The organism is Streptomyces sp. NPDC001920, from assembly GCF_053594495.1.
Window position 1 is genome coordinate 135,994 of sequence record NZ_JBSFEP010000005.1, and the last position, 16,883, is coordinate 152,876.

The following is a 16,883-nucleotide window of genomic DNA, read 5'->3' on the forward strand; positions in this document are numbered from 1 at the left end:
CCCGCTTCACCGCCCGCCGGTGCTCCCGCGCTGCCGCAGCGCCGCCACCCTCCGGTACAGCTCGGCCGCCTCGGTGCCGCGTCCGAGTTGCTGAAGGCAGTGGGCCTCGTCGTTGCGGCTGGCCAGGGTGTCGGGGTGGGCGGGGCCCAGGACGTGTTCGCGGGCGGCGGCGACACGGCGGTACTCGGTGAGCGCGTCGGGCCAGCGGCCCAGCCAGCCGAGGCTCACGGCGACCTCGCGGCGGCTGACCAGGGTGTCCGGGTGATCCGGGCCCAGGACGCGCTCGCGGATCGCGCACACGTCACGGGACTCGGCGAGGGCCTCCTCCCAGCGGCCGAGGCGGCCGAGGTTGACGCCGAACCCGTGGCGAGCGCGGAGGGTCTCGGGATGGGCGGGACCGTGCACGCGGGTGCGGTCCTCGATGAGGTCGCGGTAGAGCCGGAGGGCTTCCGCGCTGCGGCCGAGGCGGCCGAGGCTGATGCCCACCTCGTAGCGGGCGGCCAGGGTGTCCGGGTGGTCGGGGCCGAGGGCCTGGGCGCGGGCCTCGGCGACCTCCCGGTAGGTCCGCAGGGCTTCCTCCCAGCGGCCCAACTGGCCGAGGGCGTACGCCACCTCGTAGCGGGTGACCAGGGTGTCGGGGTGGTGCGGGCCGAGGACGCGGGCGCGGGCGACGGCGACCTCGGCGGCCATGCGGTAGGAGTCCTCCAGACGGCCGAGTCTGCTGAGGTTGAAGGCGAGGTTGTGGCGGCAGCGCAGGGTGTCGGGGTGGTCGGCGCCCATGGCGTGCTCACGGGCGGTGAGTACGGACAGGTAGACCTGGTGCGCGTCGAAGTGGCGGCCCAACTGACCGAGTACGTAGGCCATTTCCTGCCGGGCGGCGAGGGTGTCGGGGTGATCCGGGCCGAGGGCGAGGCTGCGGACGCGGGCGACGTGCTTGTACTCGCGCAGGGCGTCGGCGGCGCGGCCGGTGCGGCTGAGGGTGAAGGCGACCTCGTAGCGGCTGGCGAGGGTGTCCGGGTGGTCGGGGCCGAGCAGGTGCTCGCGCTCGGCGGCGACGGCCCGGTGCACCTCACCGGCTTCCGCCCAGCGACCCAGCCGGCCGAGGCTGAGGCCCGCGTTGTGCCGTCCCGCCAGCGCGGAGAGCGTAGCGGCGGACGGGGCGGGCGGTTCGTGGGGGGCCGCGGTCTCCTCGGGCCGGCCGGTGGCCGGCCGGGGGATCCACTCGCCGGTGAGGCCGGCGGCGGCGTCGGGGGGCGTGGTGCGCAGTCCGGCGCCGGTGGCCTTGTGACCGGTGGTCATACCGCGGGTCCAGGACGGCAGGCGGGGCTCCCGGGCCACGGGCTCGGGGGGCCGCAGGTCGGGTCGCGGGCTCACCACGGTGGGCACGTACGCCGGTGTGGTACGGCCCAGATCGATCCGGCGGCCCAACTCGCGTCCGTCGTGGGGGCGTTCCTCGGGTCGCTTCGCCAGCAGGTCGAGGATGATCTTCTCGAAGTACTCGGGCAGCTCGGCCCGGTGGACGCGGGGCGGCCGGGGCGGGGTGTCCCGGTGGCCGACGAGGATCGCCCAGGGGTCGTCGAGGTCGAACGGCGGTACGCCGGTGGCGATCTCGTACAGCACGCATCCCAGCGAGTACAGGTCGCTGCGCTGGTCCACCTCCTCCCCGCCGATCTGCTCCGGCGACATGTAGTGCGGGGTGCCCATGGCGATGCCGGTGCCGGTCAGCCGGGACGTGAAGCCGATGTCATGGCCGAGGCGGGCTATGCCGAAGTCGCAGATCTTCACCGTGCCGTCGGCGAGCCGCATGATGTTCGCGGGCTTCAGATCGCGGTGCACGATGCCCTGCTGATGGGTGTAGGCGAGGGCGGCGGCGACCTGGTCGGCGATCTCGACGACGTCGGGGACGGGCAGCGGATGCTGCTTGTTGTCCTCCAGCAGCTGGCTGAGGTTGCGGCCCTGAAGCAGTTCCATGACGAGGAACAGGACGCCGTCGGACTCGCCGAAGTCGTGCACGACGGTCACCCCGCGGTGCTGGAGCGCGGCGGCGACCCGGGCCTCGCGGCGGAACCGCTCCCGCAGGACGCGGGTGAAGGACTGGTCGTGGTGCGGTCCCAGCGGCTTGAGGCACTTCACGGCGACCTGCCGGCCCAGCGACTCGTCGCGGGCGCGCCACACCTCGCCCATGCCGCCGCGCCCGATCGGTTCCAGCAGCCGGTACCGGCCCTGGATCAGCCTGCTGTCCCCCATCTCCCGCGATCGCCCCCCGTGACGGTCCGCCCCACCCTCCCCCGGCCCGTCCAGTATGGCGGGCTATCGCCCTGGTTTGTACGGCGCCGGGCGGGTCCCCGGGCCGAGCCGGGCCATGGCGCGCAGGATGTGTTTGGGCGGGAGTTGCCAGCGCAGACGTGCGGGAACGCAGCGCAGCAGGGTGCCCGTGGCACGCAACTGGCGGGTGACGGTGGTGGGTTCGGGCGCCGGTCTGCCGTACAGCTCGTGGGCGTACGGCGGCAGAGCGGCGTACGCCAGGTTGGCCACGCGCCGCCAGAGGGCCTCGCGCGCCGGGACGAGCAGGGGGTGGGTCGGTGGACGGAGCAGGAAGTCGTCCACCGCGCGTGCCTCGGGTCCGCAGGCGAGCTCGGGCCGCACCTTGTCGAAGTAGGCGGCCATCTCCTCCTGGTTCGCCGGTACGGCGTCCGGGTCGAGGCCCACCAGGCGGGCGCTGACCCGGTGTTCGGCGATGTAGCGGTCCGCCTGGGCTTCGGTGAGGCGAAAGCCCGAGCGCCGCGCGACCCGCAGATACGAGTCGATCTCGGCGCAGTGCACCCACAGCAGCAGTCCGGGCTCGTCCACGCCGTACCGCTCCCCCGTGTCCGGGTCGGTGGCCCGCAGCCTGCGGTGGATCCCGCGCACCCGGGCGGCCGCCTTCTCGGCGGCCTCGGTGGTGCCGTACGTCGTGGTCCCGACGAAGTCGGCCGTCCGCAGCAGCCGGCCCCAGGCGTCCCGCCGGAAGTCGGAGTTCTGCATGACACCGCGTACGGCACGCGGGTGCAGGGCCTGGAGGTAGAGCGCGCGGATGCCCGCGACCCACATCATCGGGTCGCCGTGCATCTGCCAGGTCACGGAACGGGGCCCGAACAGACCGGGGTCACCTCTGTGTATGGCGTCCACCTCAGCAGTGTGACCAGGATCGCTGGTTGGCACCAGGCAACGTTCATGACCTCTGCTGTTGTCGACCAGGTGAAGCGGCTGAAGGTACGGAGTCACAGAGACCGGTGGCGCTGTGGTTCAGCGCAGGTCGCGAGGTGTACGGGCGCCCGCGCGGCCCGGGGCGCCGAGCCTCACCGCACGCCGTGTGCGCAGTGCGCAGCCGAGTCACTGAATGACGTCGCTGAACGACGCGCTCGCCCGGCGTGCCGCCAGGAGCGCGACGCGGATGTCCGCCGCCGCCCGTGGATCGGACAGCGAGCGGGCCGTGAGCTCCTCGACCCGCCGCAGCCGGTAGCGGACGGTGTTGGGGTGGACGAACAGGCTGCGCGCCGCGTCCGCGGCGGAGCCGGCGGCGGCGTACCAGTGCTCCATGGTCTCCAGGAGCCGGGCGCGCTCGGCGGCCGGGAGATCGAGCAGGGGCTGGAGGACCACCTCCACCAGGTGCGCTGCCTCGGTCGGGGCGGCGGCAACCACCATCGCCAGCGGGTCGTCGTCGAACCGCGCGACGCCGGGGCCGGTGCCCGGCAGGCCGGCCAGAGCAAGCCGGGCGAAGCGCAGAGCCCGTGGGGTGTCCCGCAGCGAGTCGAAGCACGGGCTGACGCCTACGCGGGCGCCCGCGCGACGCAGGATGCGCAGGCAGGTGTCCTCCGCGGCCGCGGTGGGCAGGGCGGCCAGACCGATCTGCTGGTCGGGCAGCAGTCGCCAGGCGAAGCGGACCTGGGCCTGACGCAACGCCGTCTCCGTTCCCGCCAGCGGCTCCTCGCCGGGAGCGTCGGCCGCCGCCGCGGCGACCACGTAGGGCCCGCGGTCGGGCAGTCCCAGCTCGCGGGCGGCCTCCCACAGCGTGCGGTCGGCGATGGCGCCGGTGAACAGCGCCTCCACCAGTGCCGAGCGGCGGGCCTGACGCCGCGAGGTCAGTTCGGCGGTGGTCTCCCGGTACGCCGCCGCCACCGCCTCCGCGTAGCGGCCGAACAGCGCCCAGATCTCGGCCGACTGGGACACCAGTCGGGCGTCGGAGACCTCGGGATGGGTGCGTGCCTCCATGAGGATCTCGGTCCACACGAGCTCGAAGCCGATCCGGTACGCGTGCAGGGTGTCCGCCAGTGGCACGCCCTGCTCGGCGCGGATGCGGCCGGTGTCCCGGGCCGGGCTCGGGTCCTGCTCGCCCGCGCGGCCGAGCTGCTTCAGGAGCAGGTCCGCGTTGGCGGTGCACGAGCGGCGCAGCGAGTCGAAGGGGATCAGCGACTCGTCCCTGTAGGCATCGACGTCCGAGCGAATGCGCTGCGCCATCCGCTCGCCCAGTTCCGGCAGCCTCGCATGAAGCGCCGAGACCACCCCCGAGATGTCCATTCCAGCAGCTTAATGCCCGTGTTTTGTCATCGGGAACAATCCTGCAGGGCACGCGCTGTCCCACCGCACATAGGCCGTCGGCGCGGACATCAGCACCATGTCGTCAACGTGAACAACGGATTTCAACGGTGACGTTCGTGGAGGCGGGGCATGGCCAATCTGGCTCATTTTCTGGTGGAGACGGCACGGCGGCAGCCGGATCGCCCCGCGCTGCGACTCGGGGACCAGGTCATCAGCTACGCGGAGCTCGACGGGCGTAGCGCCCGCGCCGCCGCGCTGCTTCGGGCCGAGGGCGTACGACCGGGAGACCGGGTCGCCCTGATGCTGCCCAACGTTCCCGAGTTCGTCGTCCTTTACTACGGCGCGCTGCGCGCCGGCGCGGTCGTCGTCCCGATGAACCCGCTGCTGAAGACCCGGGAGACCGAGTACCACCTGAGCGACTCCGGCGCGGTCATGCTCTTCGAGTGGCACCAGGCGCCGGGCGAGGGCGCGCGGGGCGCGGCCGCCGCCGGTGTGCGGCACATGGCCGTCGAGCCCGCCGCCTTCGCGGAGCTGCTGGCCGGTCACGAGCCGCTGCCGGAGGTTAGCGAGCCGGACGGCGAGGACGTGGCCGTGCTGCTGTACACCTCCGGTACGACCGGCCGCCCCAAGGGAGCGACGCTCACCCACGCCGGGCTGCGGCACAACACCGACGTCAACGCGGTCCACGTGCAGCAGGTGACGCCGGACGACGTGGTGGTGGGCTGTCTGCCGCTGTTCCACATCTTCGGCCAGATCTGCACGATGAGCGTGACCCTCCGCGCCGGTGCCTCCCTCACCCTGATCCCCCGCTTCGACCCGCAGAGCGTGCTGGACGCCATCGCCCGTGACCGGGCGACGATCTTCGAGGGCGTGCCGACCATGTACGCGGCGCTGCTCCAGCACCCCTCGGAGGCGGACGTGTCGAGCTTGCGGATGTGCGTCTCCGGCGGGGCCTCGCTGCCGGTGGAGGTCCTGCACGGCTTCGAGCGCCGCTTCGGCTGTGTGGTGCTGGAGGGTTTCGGCATGTCCGAGACCAGTCCGGTGGTCACGTTCAACCACCCCGACCGGCCGCGGAAGGCCGGGTCCATCGGCACCCCGATCAAGGACGTGGAGGTGCGGCTCCTCGACGCCAAGGGCCAGGACGTGGCCCAGGGCGAGATCGGCGAACTGGCCGTCCGCGGGCCGAACGTGATGAAGGGGTACTGGAAACGCCCGGAGGAGACGGCGGCCACCATCCAGGACGGCTGGCTGCGCTCGGGCGACCTCGCGCGCCAGGACGAGGACGGCTACCTGTACATCGTCGACCGCAAGAAGGACATGATCATCCGCGGCGGCTACAACGTCTACCCGCGCGAGATCGAGGAGGTCCTCCACGAGCACCCGGCCGTCGCACTGGCCGCGGTGGTGGGCGTGGCCGACGCGCATCTGGGCGAGGAGATCGCGGCCGCGGTGGTGCTGCGCCCGAAGGCGCAGGCCACACCCGACGAGCTCCAGCAGTTCGTCAAGGAGCGCGTGGCGGCGTACAAGTACCCGCGCCGGGTGTGGCTCGTGGACACACTGCCCACGGGCCCCAGCGGCAAGATCCTGAAAAGGGAGATCACCGCGCCGGCCCACCGGGAGGACTCCGTCACGTCGAGCGACCGGGTGGGATGAGCTGCTGGGGCCGTCGGCCCCATCTTGCTCCGGGGCCGCGGCAGGCTCGCTCACTCTCCCGCGCCCCGGGAGGCCGGTCGCGGCTCCTGGCTTCCGCGACCGGCCCGGGGCGTGCCCATCGGGACGTCCGTCAGCTGGTCTTCCACTTCTGGTTGCCGCCGCCCCAGCAGATTCGGACACGTCGACGGCGGACCGCCGGACAAGCACATGAAGCCTTTGGCGGAGACGGATTTCAGGGCCTGGGCCAAGTCGCCGCCGCTTGCGGCCCCCGCCCGCCCGGCCGCCGAGGTCAACCGGTGGCTGGCACTCGCCGACGTTCCCTTGCACCGGTGTCCGAGTGACCCCAGCGGGAGGCGGCCAGGGGCTGCAAGCCGTGGCCCTGGTCAACGCCAACCGACGCCGCAGAACGGCAGGTTGAAGTACGGGCGACAGCCACTGGCGCCGCCCTGGTGACAGCTACCGCGTCTCGTCAGCAGCGCCGAGCAACCGTCGGGTCTCGGCGGCGATCTGCTGTATCTCGCCGGTGCTGACCACGAGGACCGGGACACCTCTCACCGCCTGATCGATGCGTCGGAGGCCTTCCCGCATCAGATCTTCCAGTTCGGGAACGAGCAGCCCGCCTCGTACACCGAGAACAGTCAGGGCCGAGCAGATCTCCTCGCGTACCTCGGGTTGATCCTCGCCGATCTCCCCGGTGAAGACCAGCGCGTCCAGCCGGTCCAGCGAGGCGGCCATCGAGGCGATGCCCCTGCGGCAGCTGAGGGTGAACGTCGCCAGCGCCAACGCGGCCGCGGCGTCGCCCTCCGCACGGGCGCGCACCAGGTCCCGGGTGTCTCCCGAGGTACCGGAAAGGCCGAGCAGACCGGAATGCCGGTGGAGTGTGTCATCCAATTCTTCCGTGCTCAGACCGTGCCGCCGCTGCAGCCACAGCAGCGCGCCGGGGTCGAGGCTGCCGCTGCGCCGGCTCATCACCAGGCCTTCCAGCGGAGTGAGGCCCATGGTGGTGTCCACGCTGCGTCCGTTCCGGACGGCGCAGGCCGAGCAGCCGCCGCCCAGGTGCACGAGCACGACCTGGAGGTGGTCGACGGGTCGGCCCAGGGCGTGCGCCGTCCTCTGCAGTGCCCACGAGTAGGAAAGCCCGTGGAAACCGTACCGGCGCAGCCCGTATTCGGCTCGCCATCGCTCCGGCACGGCGTACGTGCGCGCTTGTGCCGGCAGATCCTTGTGAAACACGGTGTCGAAGCAGGCGACATGAGGAACGTCGGGCAGGAGTTCTCGTGCGGCATCGACCATGTGCAGGGCAGGGGTCACATGCAGCGGCGCGAGACCGGCGACGTCCGCCAGCAGAGCCCGTACGCGCGCGTCGATCAGCGTATGTCCCGTCAGGTGCGGACCGCTGTGGACGATGCGGTGACCGACCGCAGCAGGAGCGGGCACCTCGCTGAGGAGGTCCCGCAGTTCCGCCACCGCAGCGGGCCCCGGGGGCTGTGAGGCGCCTCGATCCGCCACCCGTTCACCGTCCGCCGCGAACAGAGCCATATGAAGGCTCGAAGAGCCGGCGTCGAGGACCAGTACGTGACCATCACGGCTTCCGAGGGAGCGGTCGGTACTCATCACACACCTCCAGTGCACCTGCGTCCTCCGGCACGGTGCGCCCGCCACGGAGTGCGACCCGGTGCTCAGGGTCGGCCTCGGCGCGGACGGGTTGCGCTCCGCCCGGCTCGGCAGGTCGATGAGGAAGACACTGATGTCCCGGTCGCCGTCCTCCGGGCGGGTGCCGACGTCGCGGCCACGTCGGACTTCGACCTGTTTCGTTGGCCGCCAGGGGCGCCGTCGGTGTCCGTCTGCCAGGGGATGCCCCTGGTGGTGCGGTGGCGCGGTTCCTCCCGCTGGCTGGAGACGAGGTCCCGGGCCGTCTCGGGGGCAGACCCCAGGTCGGCGCCAGGACGGGCCGCAGGTTCCTGCCGTTCGTGTCCGCGTCGGGCTGCCTCATGACCCCTGTCCTGCCGCCTGGTAGGCCTCGGTGATGTCGCGCCTCGCCGCTTCCCCCAGGCTGCCACCACAGGGAGGGATCCGCTTGTCCACCCGTTCGGCAGCACGCCGCGCCTGCGGGCCGGGGCACCCCTAGCATGCTGAATGTGCGACCCATTCTCCCGAAGATCGAGGGCGGCCGGGTACAGGGCCTCCTGCAGCTCATCGAGGACGGCATCCACCTCGTCGTCGCGGCCCTCCTCGTACTGCTCGCGGGAATCCTGACCGTCGGGGTCGTCCATGACGTCATCCGGTCGGTCCAGGGGCCGTACCGCGAGGAGACGGTCGTTCTCTCCGCCCTGGACAGCAGCCTGGTGCTGTTCATCGTGGCCGAACTGCTCCACACCGTCCGCCTCACCATCAGGAACCGGACCCTCGACGCGGAGCCCTTCCTCGTCGTCGGCCTGATTGCCGGCATCCGCAAGGTGCTCATCGTGACGGCCGAGGCGGAGAAGTCCTTCCGGTGGAACGTCGAGGGGATCGAACTGCTCATCCTGGCGGGGCTGATCCTCGTGATGGCGACAGCTGTGTACGTGTGGCGGCGCTCGACGCGGCCGGGAGACTACTTCCCGCTCCAGGAGGCACGGCGCTCCCGGTCGCCGGAGCCGTCACCCACCCCGATGCGCGGGTCCTGATCCGTCACCTGCAGCTGCGGCCGCCCGCACCCGTTGCTCCTCGCGAGCGGAGCTGACGTCCCGTTCCAAGGGCGTGCGGCTCACAGCTGCCGCGAGGTCCTCCAGGGCCCGCTTCTGCAGTTCCGCCCCGCGTCGTAGCAGCGGGCTCCGGTCCCCGGCGGCGCCCTCCCACGCGTTGAGCGCCTCCTCCACACGTCGTCCCCAGCCCGGATTCCTGTGCTCGCGCACATCGTCTGCCGCCTGCGCGGTGTCCGCCTCCAGGGCCTCGGCGAGCCGCTCCGCCTCTGGGACGAGGGGGCTGTCGGCCCGCGGGACGTGACTCTCCATGAGCATCGCCGCCCGGTCAAGTCCCTTGAGCGCCTCCTGCGCCTCCTGCGCCTCACGCGATGTCAGACCTCTGGGGCCGACCGGTTCCTGCTTCGCCCGGTCATAGGCCTCCTGCCAGGCGGCACGTGCCTCCCTGCTCTCCAGCAGTGCCCTGCGCATGTCGGCGCGATGCTCCCGGTTCGGTTCGGCGTAGCCGCGGAGCACCGCGGCCGCGTAGCGGCCGTCGGCGGCGAGCCAGTCCGCCAGCCGGCCCGGCAGCCGGGGGGTCTCCCATGCGGGGAACACGAGGTACGCCAGCATGGCCAGGGCCCCGCCGAGCAGGGTGAGCACCACCCGTTCCGGGACCGTCTGCTCCCACGTCTGGCCGCCCATGCCGAGCAGGAAGACGACGTACGCGGCAGTGAAGCACTGGGAGTAGGCGTAGCCGGTACGGAGCAGCGTGTACGACAGGGCCGCCGAGACCACAGCCAGAGCGCCGAACACCGGGGCGTCCGGGCCCAGGGCCCGCACCATCCCGGTGGCGAGCGCGACCCCCGCCAGGGTCCCGGCGAGACGACCCACCGCACGCGCGTACGTCTGGTGGAAGTCCGGCCGCATCACCATCACCGAGGCGATGGGCGCCCAGTAGCCGTGTTCCAGGGGTAGCCGGGAAGCGATCAGATAGCCGAGCGTGGCCACCGCCGCCAGGCGGACGGCGTGGCGGAACACGGGCGAGTCCCGGCGGAGTTCACGGCGGACCGCCCGGAGGACGACCGGAAGCAGCCTGAACATGGTCGGGCGCACCAAGAACTGGGCGCTCGTGTGGCCTGGCGGCGTAGGCGTCCTGTTGCGCGCCCCGCCGCTCCGGGCGATCTCCAACGCCTCGGCGAGCAGTTCCACGAGCCGTTCGGCGGCCTGCCGGGCGGGCCCCTCCAGCACCTCGCCCTCCTCGTCGACGCGCAGGACGCCCGCGCTCCGGGGCGGTATCTCGGCGGGAGTGCCGCGGCGGATCGAACGGGCGGCCGCGTCCAGGACGTCGGCGGCCGCGCCGAGCAACTCCCGTGCGCGGTCCCGCCCGGGTCCCTCCGCCGGGGCGCCGACGTCCGGATCGGCGAGCCCGGCGACGACCGGCAGAATGCGCTCGGCGAGGCCCCGGGGGCCGTGGAGGACGGGCGGCCGGGTGCGGGCCTGTGAGGGCGTCACGGCGGCCGCGTCCCGGGCCGTCATCAGTGGCTCCGGGTCGAACGGCGCGGTCGGGTCGTGCCGCAGCCGGCGGGCGTGGTCAGCCACGGCGGCCAGAGCGTCGGCCAGCGCGTCACGATGCGCCCCCCAGCGGCGAATCGGGAACAGCAGGATCAGCACAGCCTGCGCCACGCCTCCGAGCGCGATGACCCCCGCGTGTTCCAGAGCTCGCCCCGCGCTCGTGGGCAGGGTGACGGTCACCAGCATGCTGCCGACCGTCGTCGCTGCGACGATCCCAGCGGTCGATCCGAGGGCCCACGCCATCCCCGCGGCAAAGGCCCATCCGGCCAGCAGCGGGAGGAACGTCACGAGTCGCCCTGCCGCCAGGTAGCCCACGTAGGTGCTGAGGGCCAGACCCACGCCCGCGCCGAGCGCGACCACCTTGCGCGGACGCCAGCTGCGCTGGAAGGTGGCCGCACCCGCAGAATAGGCACCGAGGGCAGCGGACGCGGCGTACGCAGGGGAGACCAGCCATAGCGCCGGCCCGATGACGAGCGCCACCCCAGCGGCCGTGCGCAGCGCGAGCAGGGGCTCCAGCCGCGTCTCCTCGATCGTGAGCCCGGAGCGCACGACCTCCCCGAAGGTCCGCAGCCACTTCACGGTGTGAGCCCGGTCGGAACGCGCTGCCGGGTCGCGGCGGCCTGGTCGAGGTGCGGCCGCCGGGCGAGGAGGCCTCCCGCTGGGCCCAAGAGCTGAGCTTCGGTGCATTCGCGACACATCAGCATGCGACCTCACCGGTCCCAGGGTCTGCCTCGCACCGTATGTCCGGCGGGGTCTTCGCCTCCGGCTTGGCGAGCACGCGGGGGCCGCGGTCCGTCCTACCGGGCCGAACTCCGGTGATCGCCGCTGGTTCAGCCCCTGCCGGAATCAGGGTGACTGCCACCCGTCACCCGGACTGGTCCGGGGAGGCAGACAGGCGGCGATCCCTGGGTTCCTATCGCTTGTGGCCGTTGCCGTGTCCGTTGGGATGCAGGACCACCTTGGTCCAGCCCTCGTCACGGGCGTCGAAGTGCTCGTAGGCGGTGGGGGCGTCGTCCAGGCTGAGTTCGTGGGAGACGACGAAGCTCGGCTTCGCCTTCTCACCGGCGATCAGATCCCGCAGAGCCCGGTTGTACCTCTTCACCGGCGCCTGCCCGGTGCCCATGCGCTGGCCCTTGAACCACATCATCCCGAAGTCGATCGGCACCTTGCCCTGTGCCTCCAGCTCGCCCTGCGCCTCTTCGCCGCCGGGGTCCTGGGGCAGGAAGACGCCCACCACGCCGATGTCGCCCGTGAACCTGACCGAGTCGATCAGGCCGTTGAGCGTGAGGCTGGCGTCCTCGTGGCCCTCATGGTCGTGGGCCTGGTAGCCGACGCATTCGCACCCGTTGTCGGCGCCCAGACCGAGGGTGGCTTCCTTGACGATCTCCGCCGGGTCCTGCTCGGCGGTGTTGATCGGGATGGCCCCGATCTCCTCCGCCTTGCGCAGCCGGTCGGGCTGGTGGTCGGCCACCCAGACGCGGCCGGCGCCCTTGAGCACGGCGGAGTAGGCCGCCATCAGCCCGACGGGACCGGCCCCGAAGACGATCGTCTGGTCGCCCGGTTTGACGTCGGCCATCTCGGTGGCGTGGTAGCCGGTGGGGAAGATGTCGGCGAGCATCACGTAATCCGTCTGCCGCTCGGCGGCGTCCTCGCCCAGGCGCAGCGCGTTGAAGTCCCCGTAGGGCACACGCAACAGCTCTGCCTGGCCGCCTTGGTAGGGGCCCATGTCGGCGAATCCGTAAGCGGCACCGGCGAGGGCCGGCTCCGGCTGCATGGTCAGGCAGTAGTTGGTCAGCCCCCGCTCGCACTGCTTGCAGAAACCGCAGGCGATGTTGAAGGGCAGGACCACATACTCGCCCACCTGGACCTTGCCGACGGCCGGGCCGACCTCCACGACCTGGCCCATGTTCTCGTGCCCCAGCGTGCGGCCGGACTCGAACGAGGTGCGGCCCTCGTACATGTGCAGGTCCGAACCGCAGATGTTGGTGGTGGTGATCTTGACGATGATGTCGCAGGGGTGCTCGATCCTCGCGTCCGGTACGTCCTTCACCGTGACCGTTCGCGGGCCTTCGTATACCGCTGCCTTCATGATTGATTCCCTGGATGTCGCGGCACGACCGCACCACGGCGGTGATGGAGACGGCGCGAAAGGCCTCACTCCCGGGCGTTGAACGAGGGGGGTGCGGGACGCGGTCCGTGGCTCCGGCGTGCCTCTACGGGTCGCTCACCCGGATCAGGTGCAACGGCGCGGCCGGCGGCTCGCGATGCGGAGTACCCGCGGCGTGCCGCCCGGGTCCCCGTCGGCCCTCGACGCGAAACGAGCACGCGCGCATCAATCAGGAAAATCTTGATGCCGGCCAGGACGAGTGAGCCGATAGGGAGTACACCGGCCGGGCATGTGTCGAAGAGGGGCCGTCCCTGGTGCCGATCAGGAGCGGCCGGTCGCAGTGTCACGCGGGCCGGACGAGAAACAGGGCGCGGTCGTAGGGGTCAGCGGCGTCCATGCCGACGCTTTGGCGGGCTGTCTCGGTGAGGCTGTGCAGGCCGGTGTCGAGGGTTCTGCTCGTTGTTCGATCAGGCAGTTCTGCTGAAAACCAGTGGATGGGACAACAGGATCTCGGCAAGGTCCCCCCCCCCCGCACGAAAATGAGGCCAGGGCGTCCGCCCCCGCGACTCTCCGGCGGTCGGTCAGGGCCGCCGTCCAGGTGGCCGCTTGACATATCTCAGACCGGTGTGACGCTGGAGAAGAGGCAGTTCCGCCGCTGTATCGCGTAGAGCCTGGCAGTGCCGTCCATCGGGTTCAGTCACCCACCAGTTCGCGGCGCAGCTGACCTGACCCCTGCCCCGTACGGGGAAGTCCCCGGGACACGAAGTGAGGCGATCGAATGGACCGGGTTCCCGACGTCGCCGTGGTAGGAGCCGGCATCGTCGGACTCAGCACCGCCTATGCACTGGCCGAACGCGGAACGACGGCGCGGGTCTACGAAAGCGGCCTTCCAGGCAACGGGCAATCCGGTGGCGAGTCCCGCATATTCCGTCACGCGCACGACGACGCGCGCCTGGTTGAATTCACCCGGCAGGGCCGCGCAGTCTGGGACGAGTGGGCCGACCGGTTGGGCGCCGAACTGATCTCCCAGGATGGAGTGGTCGCCCTGGGCGGTCCCGTTCCTGGGAGACTTCGCATTCTGCAGGATGTCGGCGGCATACCGGTCCGGACCGTGGACAGCGACGAGCTTCAGGCCAGCATGCCGCTGCTCGCGGACTACCGCGGCCCCGCGATGCTCGATGAGGACGGCGGTGCCATCCGCACGCGTGTGGCGGTCGAGTGCCTGGCCGGTGCACTGGGTGACTCTGTGGTCAACGACGAGGTCCTCTCGCTGCATCCCACGGGCCGCGGCACGGTGGAGGTGCTCAGCACCGTCGGCCGCGAAGAGTACTCAAGCGTCGTGGTATGCGCGGGCTTGGGCACCGCGCGGCTGGCGCGCAACGTGGGGCTTTCGCTCCCCATACGGTCGGCTGCCCACGTTCGCCTCACCTTCCAGGTCAGGGGAGCGCCCCCAAAACGGGTCGCCTGTCTGCAGGACAGCAGCGGCGACTTCGGGGAGGTTGGCGTCTACGCAGCCCCCTACCCGGGCAACAGCCGATATGCGGTGGGCCTCAGCCAAGCGGTCGAGGTGCGGGAGGACGGCAGCGTCGTGGACCCCGAAGCACTGGCGGCACTCAGCGACCGCGCCCGCGCGTACGTGTCCCGCGCATTGCCCCGTCTCGACGCCGAGCCCGTCGAGTACCTGCACTGCTGGGTGACAAGCCTGCCGTGGAGCGAAGACGGCATAGCGGTCTGGGAAGCCGACAGAATCTTTTTCGCTGCCGGGCACAACCTCTTCAAACAGGCACCTCGACTGGGACGGGCATTGGCCGGCGCGGCCATGGCCGAAGAACTCGAGGAGAACCTGCGTCCGGCGGCAGCACTCGGCCGGCCCCGCTGACTCCCCAACAGTTGGGGCCATGTCGATGGACGCCCTGCAGTACTCATTTGGCTGGCCGCCCGCGACTTCCAAATCACGGCCTAGTCATCGTGGCCGTTCTGAAGCTTGCGGCGGCGTTCCTGTTCGCGCTTGGAGTATGCGGCCGCCCGGATCGCCTCGTCGCTCTCCAAGCCTGATCCCAATGCGCCGCCCACGGTGGCGACCGAGGCGACGAACCAGGCCAGCGTCAAGTACTCCTCGGCGTGCAGCGGGGTTCGCGTCATGGATGCGAACACTTGGTCGTTGAGGATGAACAGCGCCCACACCCAGTTGATGAGCATCAAGCCCACGTAGCAGACGAGTACCCCGATACCCACGGTCGCGACCGTCGAGGCGTTGTAGAGCCGCGCCCTCTGCCTCGCTTCCGGCGAGCTCTCTGCTGATCGATGCCACAGCTCCGCGTCTATGATCAGCCAGCCGATCATGATCGCGACGGATCCGACGGTGGCGATCACAAGGCGTGGCGTGCCGAGGGACGCGGCCAGGCTCCAGACGGTGGAGTTCACGGTGGCGACTGCCCCCGTGGCGAGCGCGGCCGCCAGGGCTTTCGACAAGCCCGGCACCAACCGCCACGGCCGGTTGGCGCGGACCATTCCGGCGAGCACTCGCAGGTAGCCGCGCGGCCCGCTGACGACGTACCAAAGATCGTCGGTCTCCTTCTCGCCGGGTCGGCCCGGATGAACAGGCGCGAGACGATTGACGGAGGGCCCCGGAAGCGGCTGACTTCGTGGAGGTCCTTCAGCACCAGTGGTTTGCGGACCCGCCATGTCAAGCACGGCTTCTTCGACGGCCCGCCGGGCCCTCGTCTGCAGCCGCAGGCCTCCCAGTGAAGGAAGAGAGAGCAGAGCCAAGCCGTGCTCGTGATTCAGATTCACGGCGAGCCTGCGCCCGTGTGAGTGCAGCGGAAGGTCGGTGAGGGCCACGACGATGTCCCAGTTCTCCGCACTCCCACGGTCCTTGATCCGGCGCATCAAAGTGGGCGGGTCTTCCGCCCCCGCCGTGAAGGGCTCACTGACCACCTCGACGTCGAACCGTCGACCCTGGCCCGACTTGTCGGCGAGCCGAGCAGAAAGTGTCCGGGCCATGCGCTGCGCGATCTCCGTCGGCGCGTCCGGATCCGCCAGGAGAGCCACGACAGTAACGCCCTGAGAGGACACCTGCATGGCTGGACCCTCCTCACCGGCTGCCCCGCCGATCCCGAGTGCCCACAGACGCCGCCGAGGTAACGTCGACACCGCGTGACACGCCGACCCCACCTCCAGGTGGAGGCGGTCACACGGCCTGCTCCCACCGGTCCACGAGCGCGTCCGCCACCGCGAAGACCCGCTCCGGCATCACCCCGGCACGCACCGCACGCCGCGCCACCGACCGCCCCGCTCCGTGTCCGCCCTGGAGCCGGAGTCCGTGCGTCAACCGGCCCGGGCTGCTGCTCACCTGCCTCTCCCGAGAGCTCTCTGGCCCTCCGTCGGTCCGCACGCCCATCCAACGCCCCGGGCCCTAGGCCTGGCAGGGCAAGACCGAGAGGCCAATTGGGCCCGACATGGGCATGCGTTCGCGCGTCCGCGTCGGCCAGGCTGACTGGGAAGCCAGTGGGCCGGGAGCCACCCGGCTCCCGCAGCCGGAGGTTGCCACCATGACCGTGATGTCCATCGCCAGGTTCGAGAAGTTCTTCCGTGCGGCCGCAGGACTGGACGTCGACAAGAACGATCTCAAGCGATACAGCGACTTCGTCGACGCCAAGCTCTACGATCTGCTGACCGTCGCCCAGGCCACGGCCAAGGCCAACGGACGCGACGTCATCCGGACCTGTGACCTACCGATCACAAAAGGCCTGCAAGAGAGCATTCACCATTTCCGGAAGATCGACCAGGAAGTAGAACTCAAGCCGATCCTGGAACAGCTCGCCACCCATCCCGCTCTGGACCGTACGCCCGACGAGGAGACCGAGGCGGCCTATACGGACATCATCGGCGGACTCAGCCTGGCCCTTGCCCAGAGTTTCAAGATCCTCCACCCCGACCTGAAGAATCCCCAGACTCAGCACTGGGACGAGGCTCGAGCCGTCTTCGACCTCCTGCTGTGACCGGCGACTGTACCAAGGGGCGCAGGCCATGGGCAGGGCAAGCCCGCCAGCCGGGCTGACCTGCCACCGGTTCGAGTGTCGGAGAGCTCAGATCCGAACCGGTCAGGGCGGCCCAGCTGGCCTCACTGCGGAACCGTCCATGGTCCACCGGCATACCGAGGCCATGGGCTTGGGCAGGGCGTTGTCCATCTGGTCGCATCCAGCAAAAACTGCTGGTGCCGTTCGCCTGGTGCCGTTCGCCGAAGGCGAGCCGGAACTGGGGCTCGACGCGTCGCTGGTCGGCGGATGTTTTCGGTCGGCTTCCGGCCA

At 70.9% G+C, this 16,883-nt stretch carries 12 protein-coding genes; 4 read left to right on the forward strand and 8 right to left on the reverse strand.

What is annotated here, in order from left to right:
- Positions 1-6 precede the first annotated feature (6 nt).
- The 3 genes from ACWCPI_RS10185 to ACWCPI_RS10195 all read right to left on the reverse strand — a co-directional run bounded on the left by ACWCPI_RS10185 (position 7) and on the right by ACWCPI_RS10195 (position 4,542).
- Complete coding sequence (locus ACWCPI_RS10185; protein ID WP_451037691.1) at positions 7-2,247, reverse strand: tetratricopeptide repeat protein; 2,241 nt, start codon at positions 2,245-2,247, stop codon at positions 7-9.
- A 63-nt stretch (positions 2,248-2,310) separates the two neighbouring features.
- Positions 2,311-3,108 (reverse strand): oxygenase MpaB family protein, encoded by a 798-nt coding sequence (locus ACWCPI_RS10190; RefSeq protein WP_451037919.1) that lies wholly within the window; start codon positions 3,106-3,108, stop codon positions 2,311-2,313.
- Between the two features lie 264 nt (positions 3,109-3,372).
- The gene (locus ACWCPI_RS10195) at positions 3,373-4,542 is read right to left on the reverse strand and encodes a PucR family transcriptional regulator (protein ID WP_451037920.1); all 1,170 of its coding nucleotides are present in this window, start codon (positions 4,540-4,542) and stop codon (positions 3,373-3,375) included.
- 165 nt (positions 4,543-4,707) lie between these two features.
- On the opposite strand from ACWCPI_RS10195, the gene ACWCPI_RS10200 reads away from it, so the two are divergent.
- Positions 4,708-6,231, forward strand: a complete 1,524-nt coding sequence (locus ACWCPI_RS10200; protein ID WP_451037692.1) for a long-chain-fatty-acid--CoA ligase — start codon at positions 4,708-4,710, stop codon at positions 6,229-6,231.
- Between the two features lie 456 nt (positions 6,232-6,687).
- Here ACWCPI_RS10200 and ACWCPI_RS10205 read toward each other — a convergent pair whose 3' ends face one another.
- The gene (locus ACWCPI_RS10205) at positions 6,688-7,770 is read right to left on the reverse strand and encodes an acetate/propionate family kinase (RefSeq protein WP_451037693.1); all 1,083 of its coding nucleotides are present in this window, start codon (positions 7,768-7,770) and stop codon (positions 6,688-6,690) included.
- 590 nt (positions 7,771-8,360) lie between these two features.
- Between ACWCPI_RS10205 and ACWCPI_RS10210 the strand changes: the two genes are divergently transcribed.
- Positions 8,361-8,897 carry a phosphate-starvation-inducible PsiE family protein gene (locus tag ACWCPI_RS10210; RefSeq protein ID WP_451037694.1) on the forward strand — a complete coding sequence of 179 codons (537 nt, stop codon included), beginning with the start codon at positions 8,361-8,363 and terminating at the stop codon, positions 8,895-8,897.
- On the opposite strand, the gene ACWCPI_RS10215 is transcribed toward ACWCPI_RS10210, so the two are convergent.
- Positions 8,871-11,045 carry an FUSC family protein gene (locus ACWCPI_RS10215; protein ID WP_451037695.1) on the reverse strand — a complete coding sequence of 725 codons (2,175 nt, stop codon included), beginning with the start codon at positions 11,043-11,045 and terminating at the stop codon, positions 8,871-8,873. The two genes, ACWCPI_RS10210 and ACWCPI_RS10215, sit on opposite strands and share 27 nt — an antisense overlap.
- Positions 11,046-11,379: 334 nt before the next feature.
- Entirely contained in the window at positions 11,380-12,555 is a 1,176-nt protein-coding gene (locus ACWCPI_RS10220) for a glutathione-independent formaldehyde dehydrogenase (protein WP_451037696.1), read from the reverse strand.
- Between the two features lie 796 nt (positions 12,556-13,351).
- Between ACWCPI_RS10220 and ACWCPI_RS10225 the strand changes: the two genes are divergently transcribed.
- A complete protein-coding gene (locus tag ACWCPI_RS10225) occupies positions 13,352-14,452 on the forward strand; it encodes an NAD(P)/FAD-dependent oxidoreductase (protein WP_451037697.1) in 1,101 nt (366 codons plus the stop codon).
- 80 nt (positions 14,453-14,532) lie between these two features.
- Here the strand turns inward: ACWCPI_RS10225 and ACWCPI_RS10230 are convergent, their stop codons facing one another.
- The gene (locus ACWCPI_RS10230; protein ID WP_451037698.1) at positions 14,533-15,654 is read right to left on the reverse strand and encodes a hypothetical protein; all 1,122 of its coding nucleotides are present in this window, start codon (positions 15,652-15,654) and stop codon (positions 14,533-14,535) included.
- 109 nt (positions 15,655-15,763) lie between these two features.
- The gene (locus tag ACWCPI_RS10235; protein ID WP_451037699.1) at positions 15,764-15,925 is read right to left on the reverse strand and encodes a hypothetical protein; all 162 of its coding nucleotides are present in this window, start codon (positions 15,923-15,925) and stop codon (positions 15,764-15,766) included.
- A 199-nt stretch (positions 15,926-16,124) separates the two neighbouring features.
- Here ACWCPI_RS10235 and ACWCPI_RS10240 point away from each other — a divergent pair, with 199 nt between their 5' ends.
- The gene (locus tag ACWCPI_RS10240; RefSeq protein WP_451037921.1) at positions 16,125-16,574 is read left to right on the forward strand and encodes a DUF1931 family protein; all 450 of its coding nucleotides are present in this window, start codon (positions 16,125-16,127) and stop codon (positions 16,572-16,574) included.
- Positions 16,575-16,883: the final 309 nt, after the last annotated feature.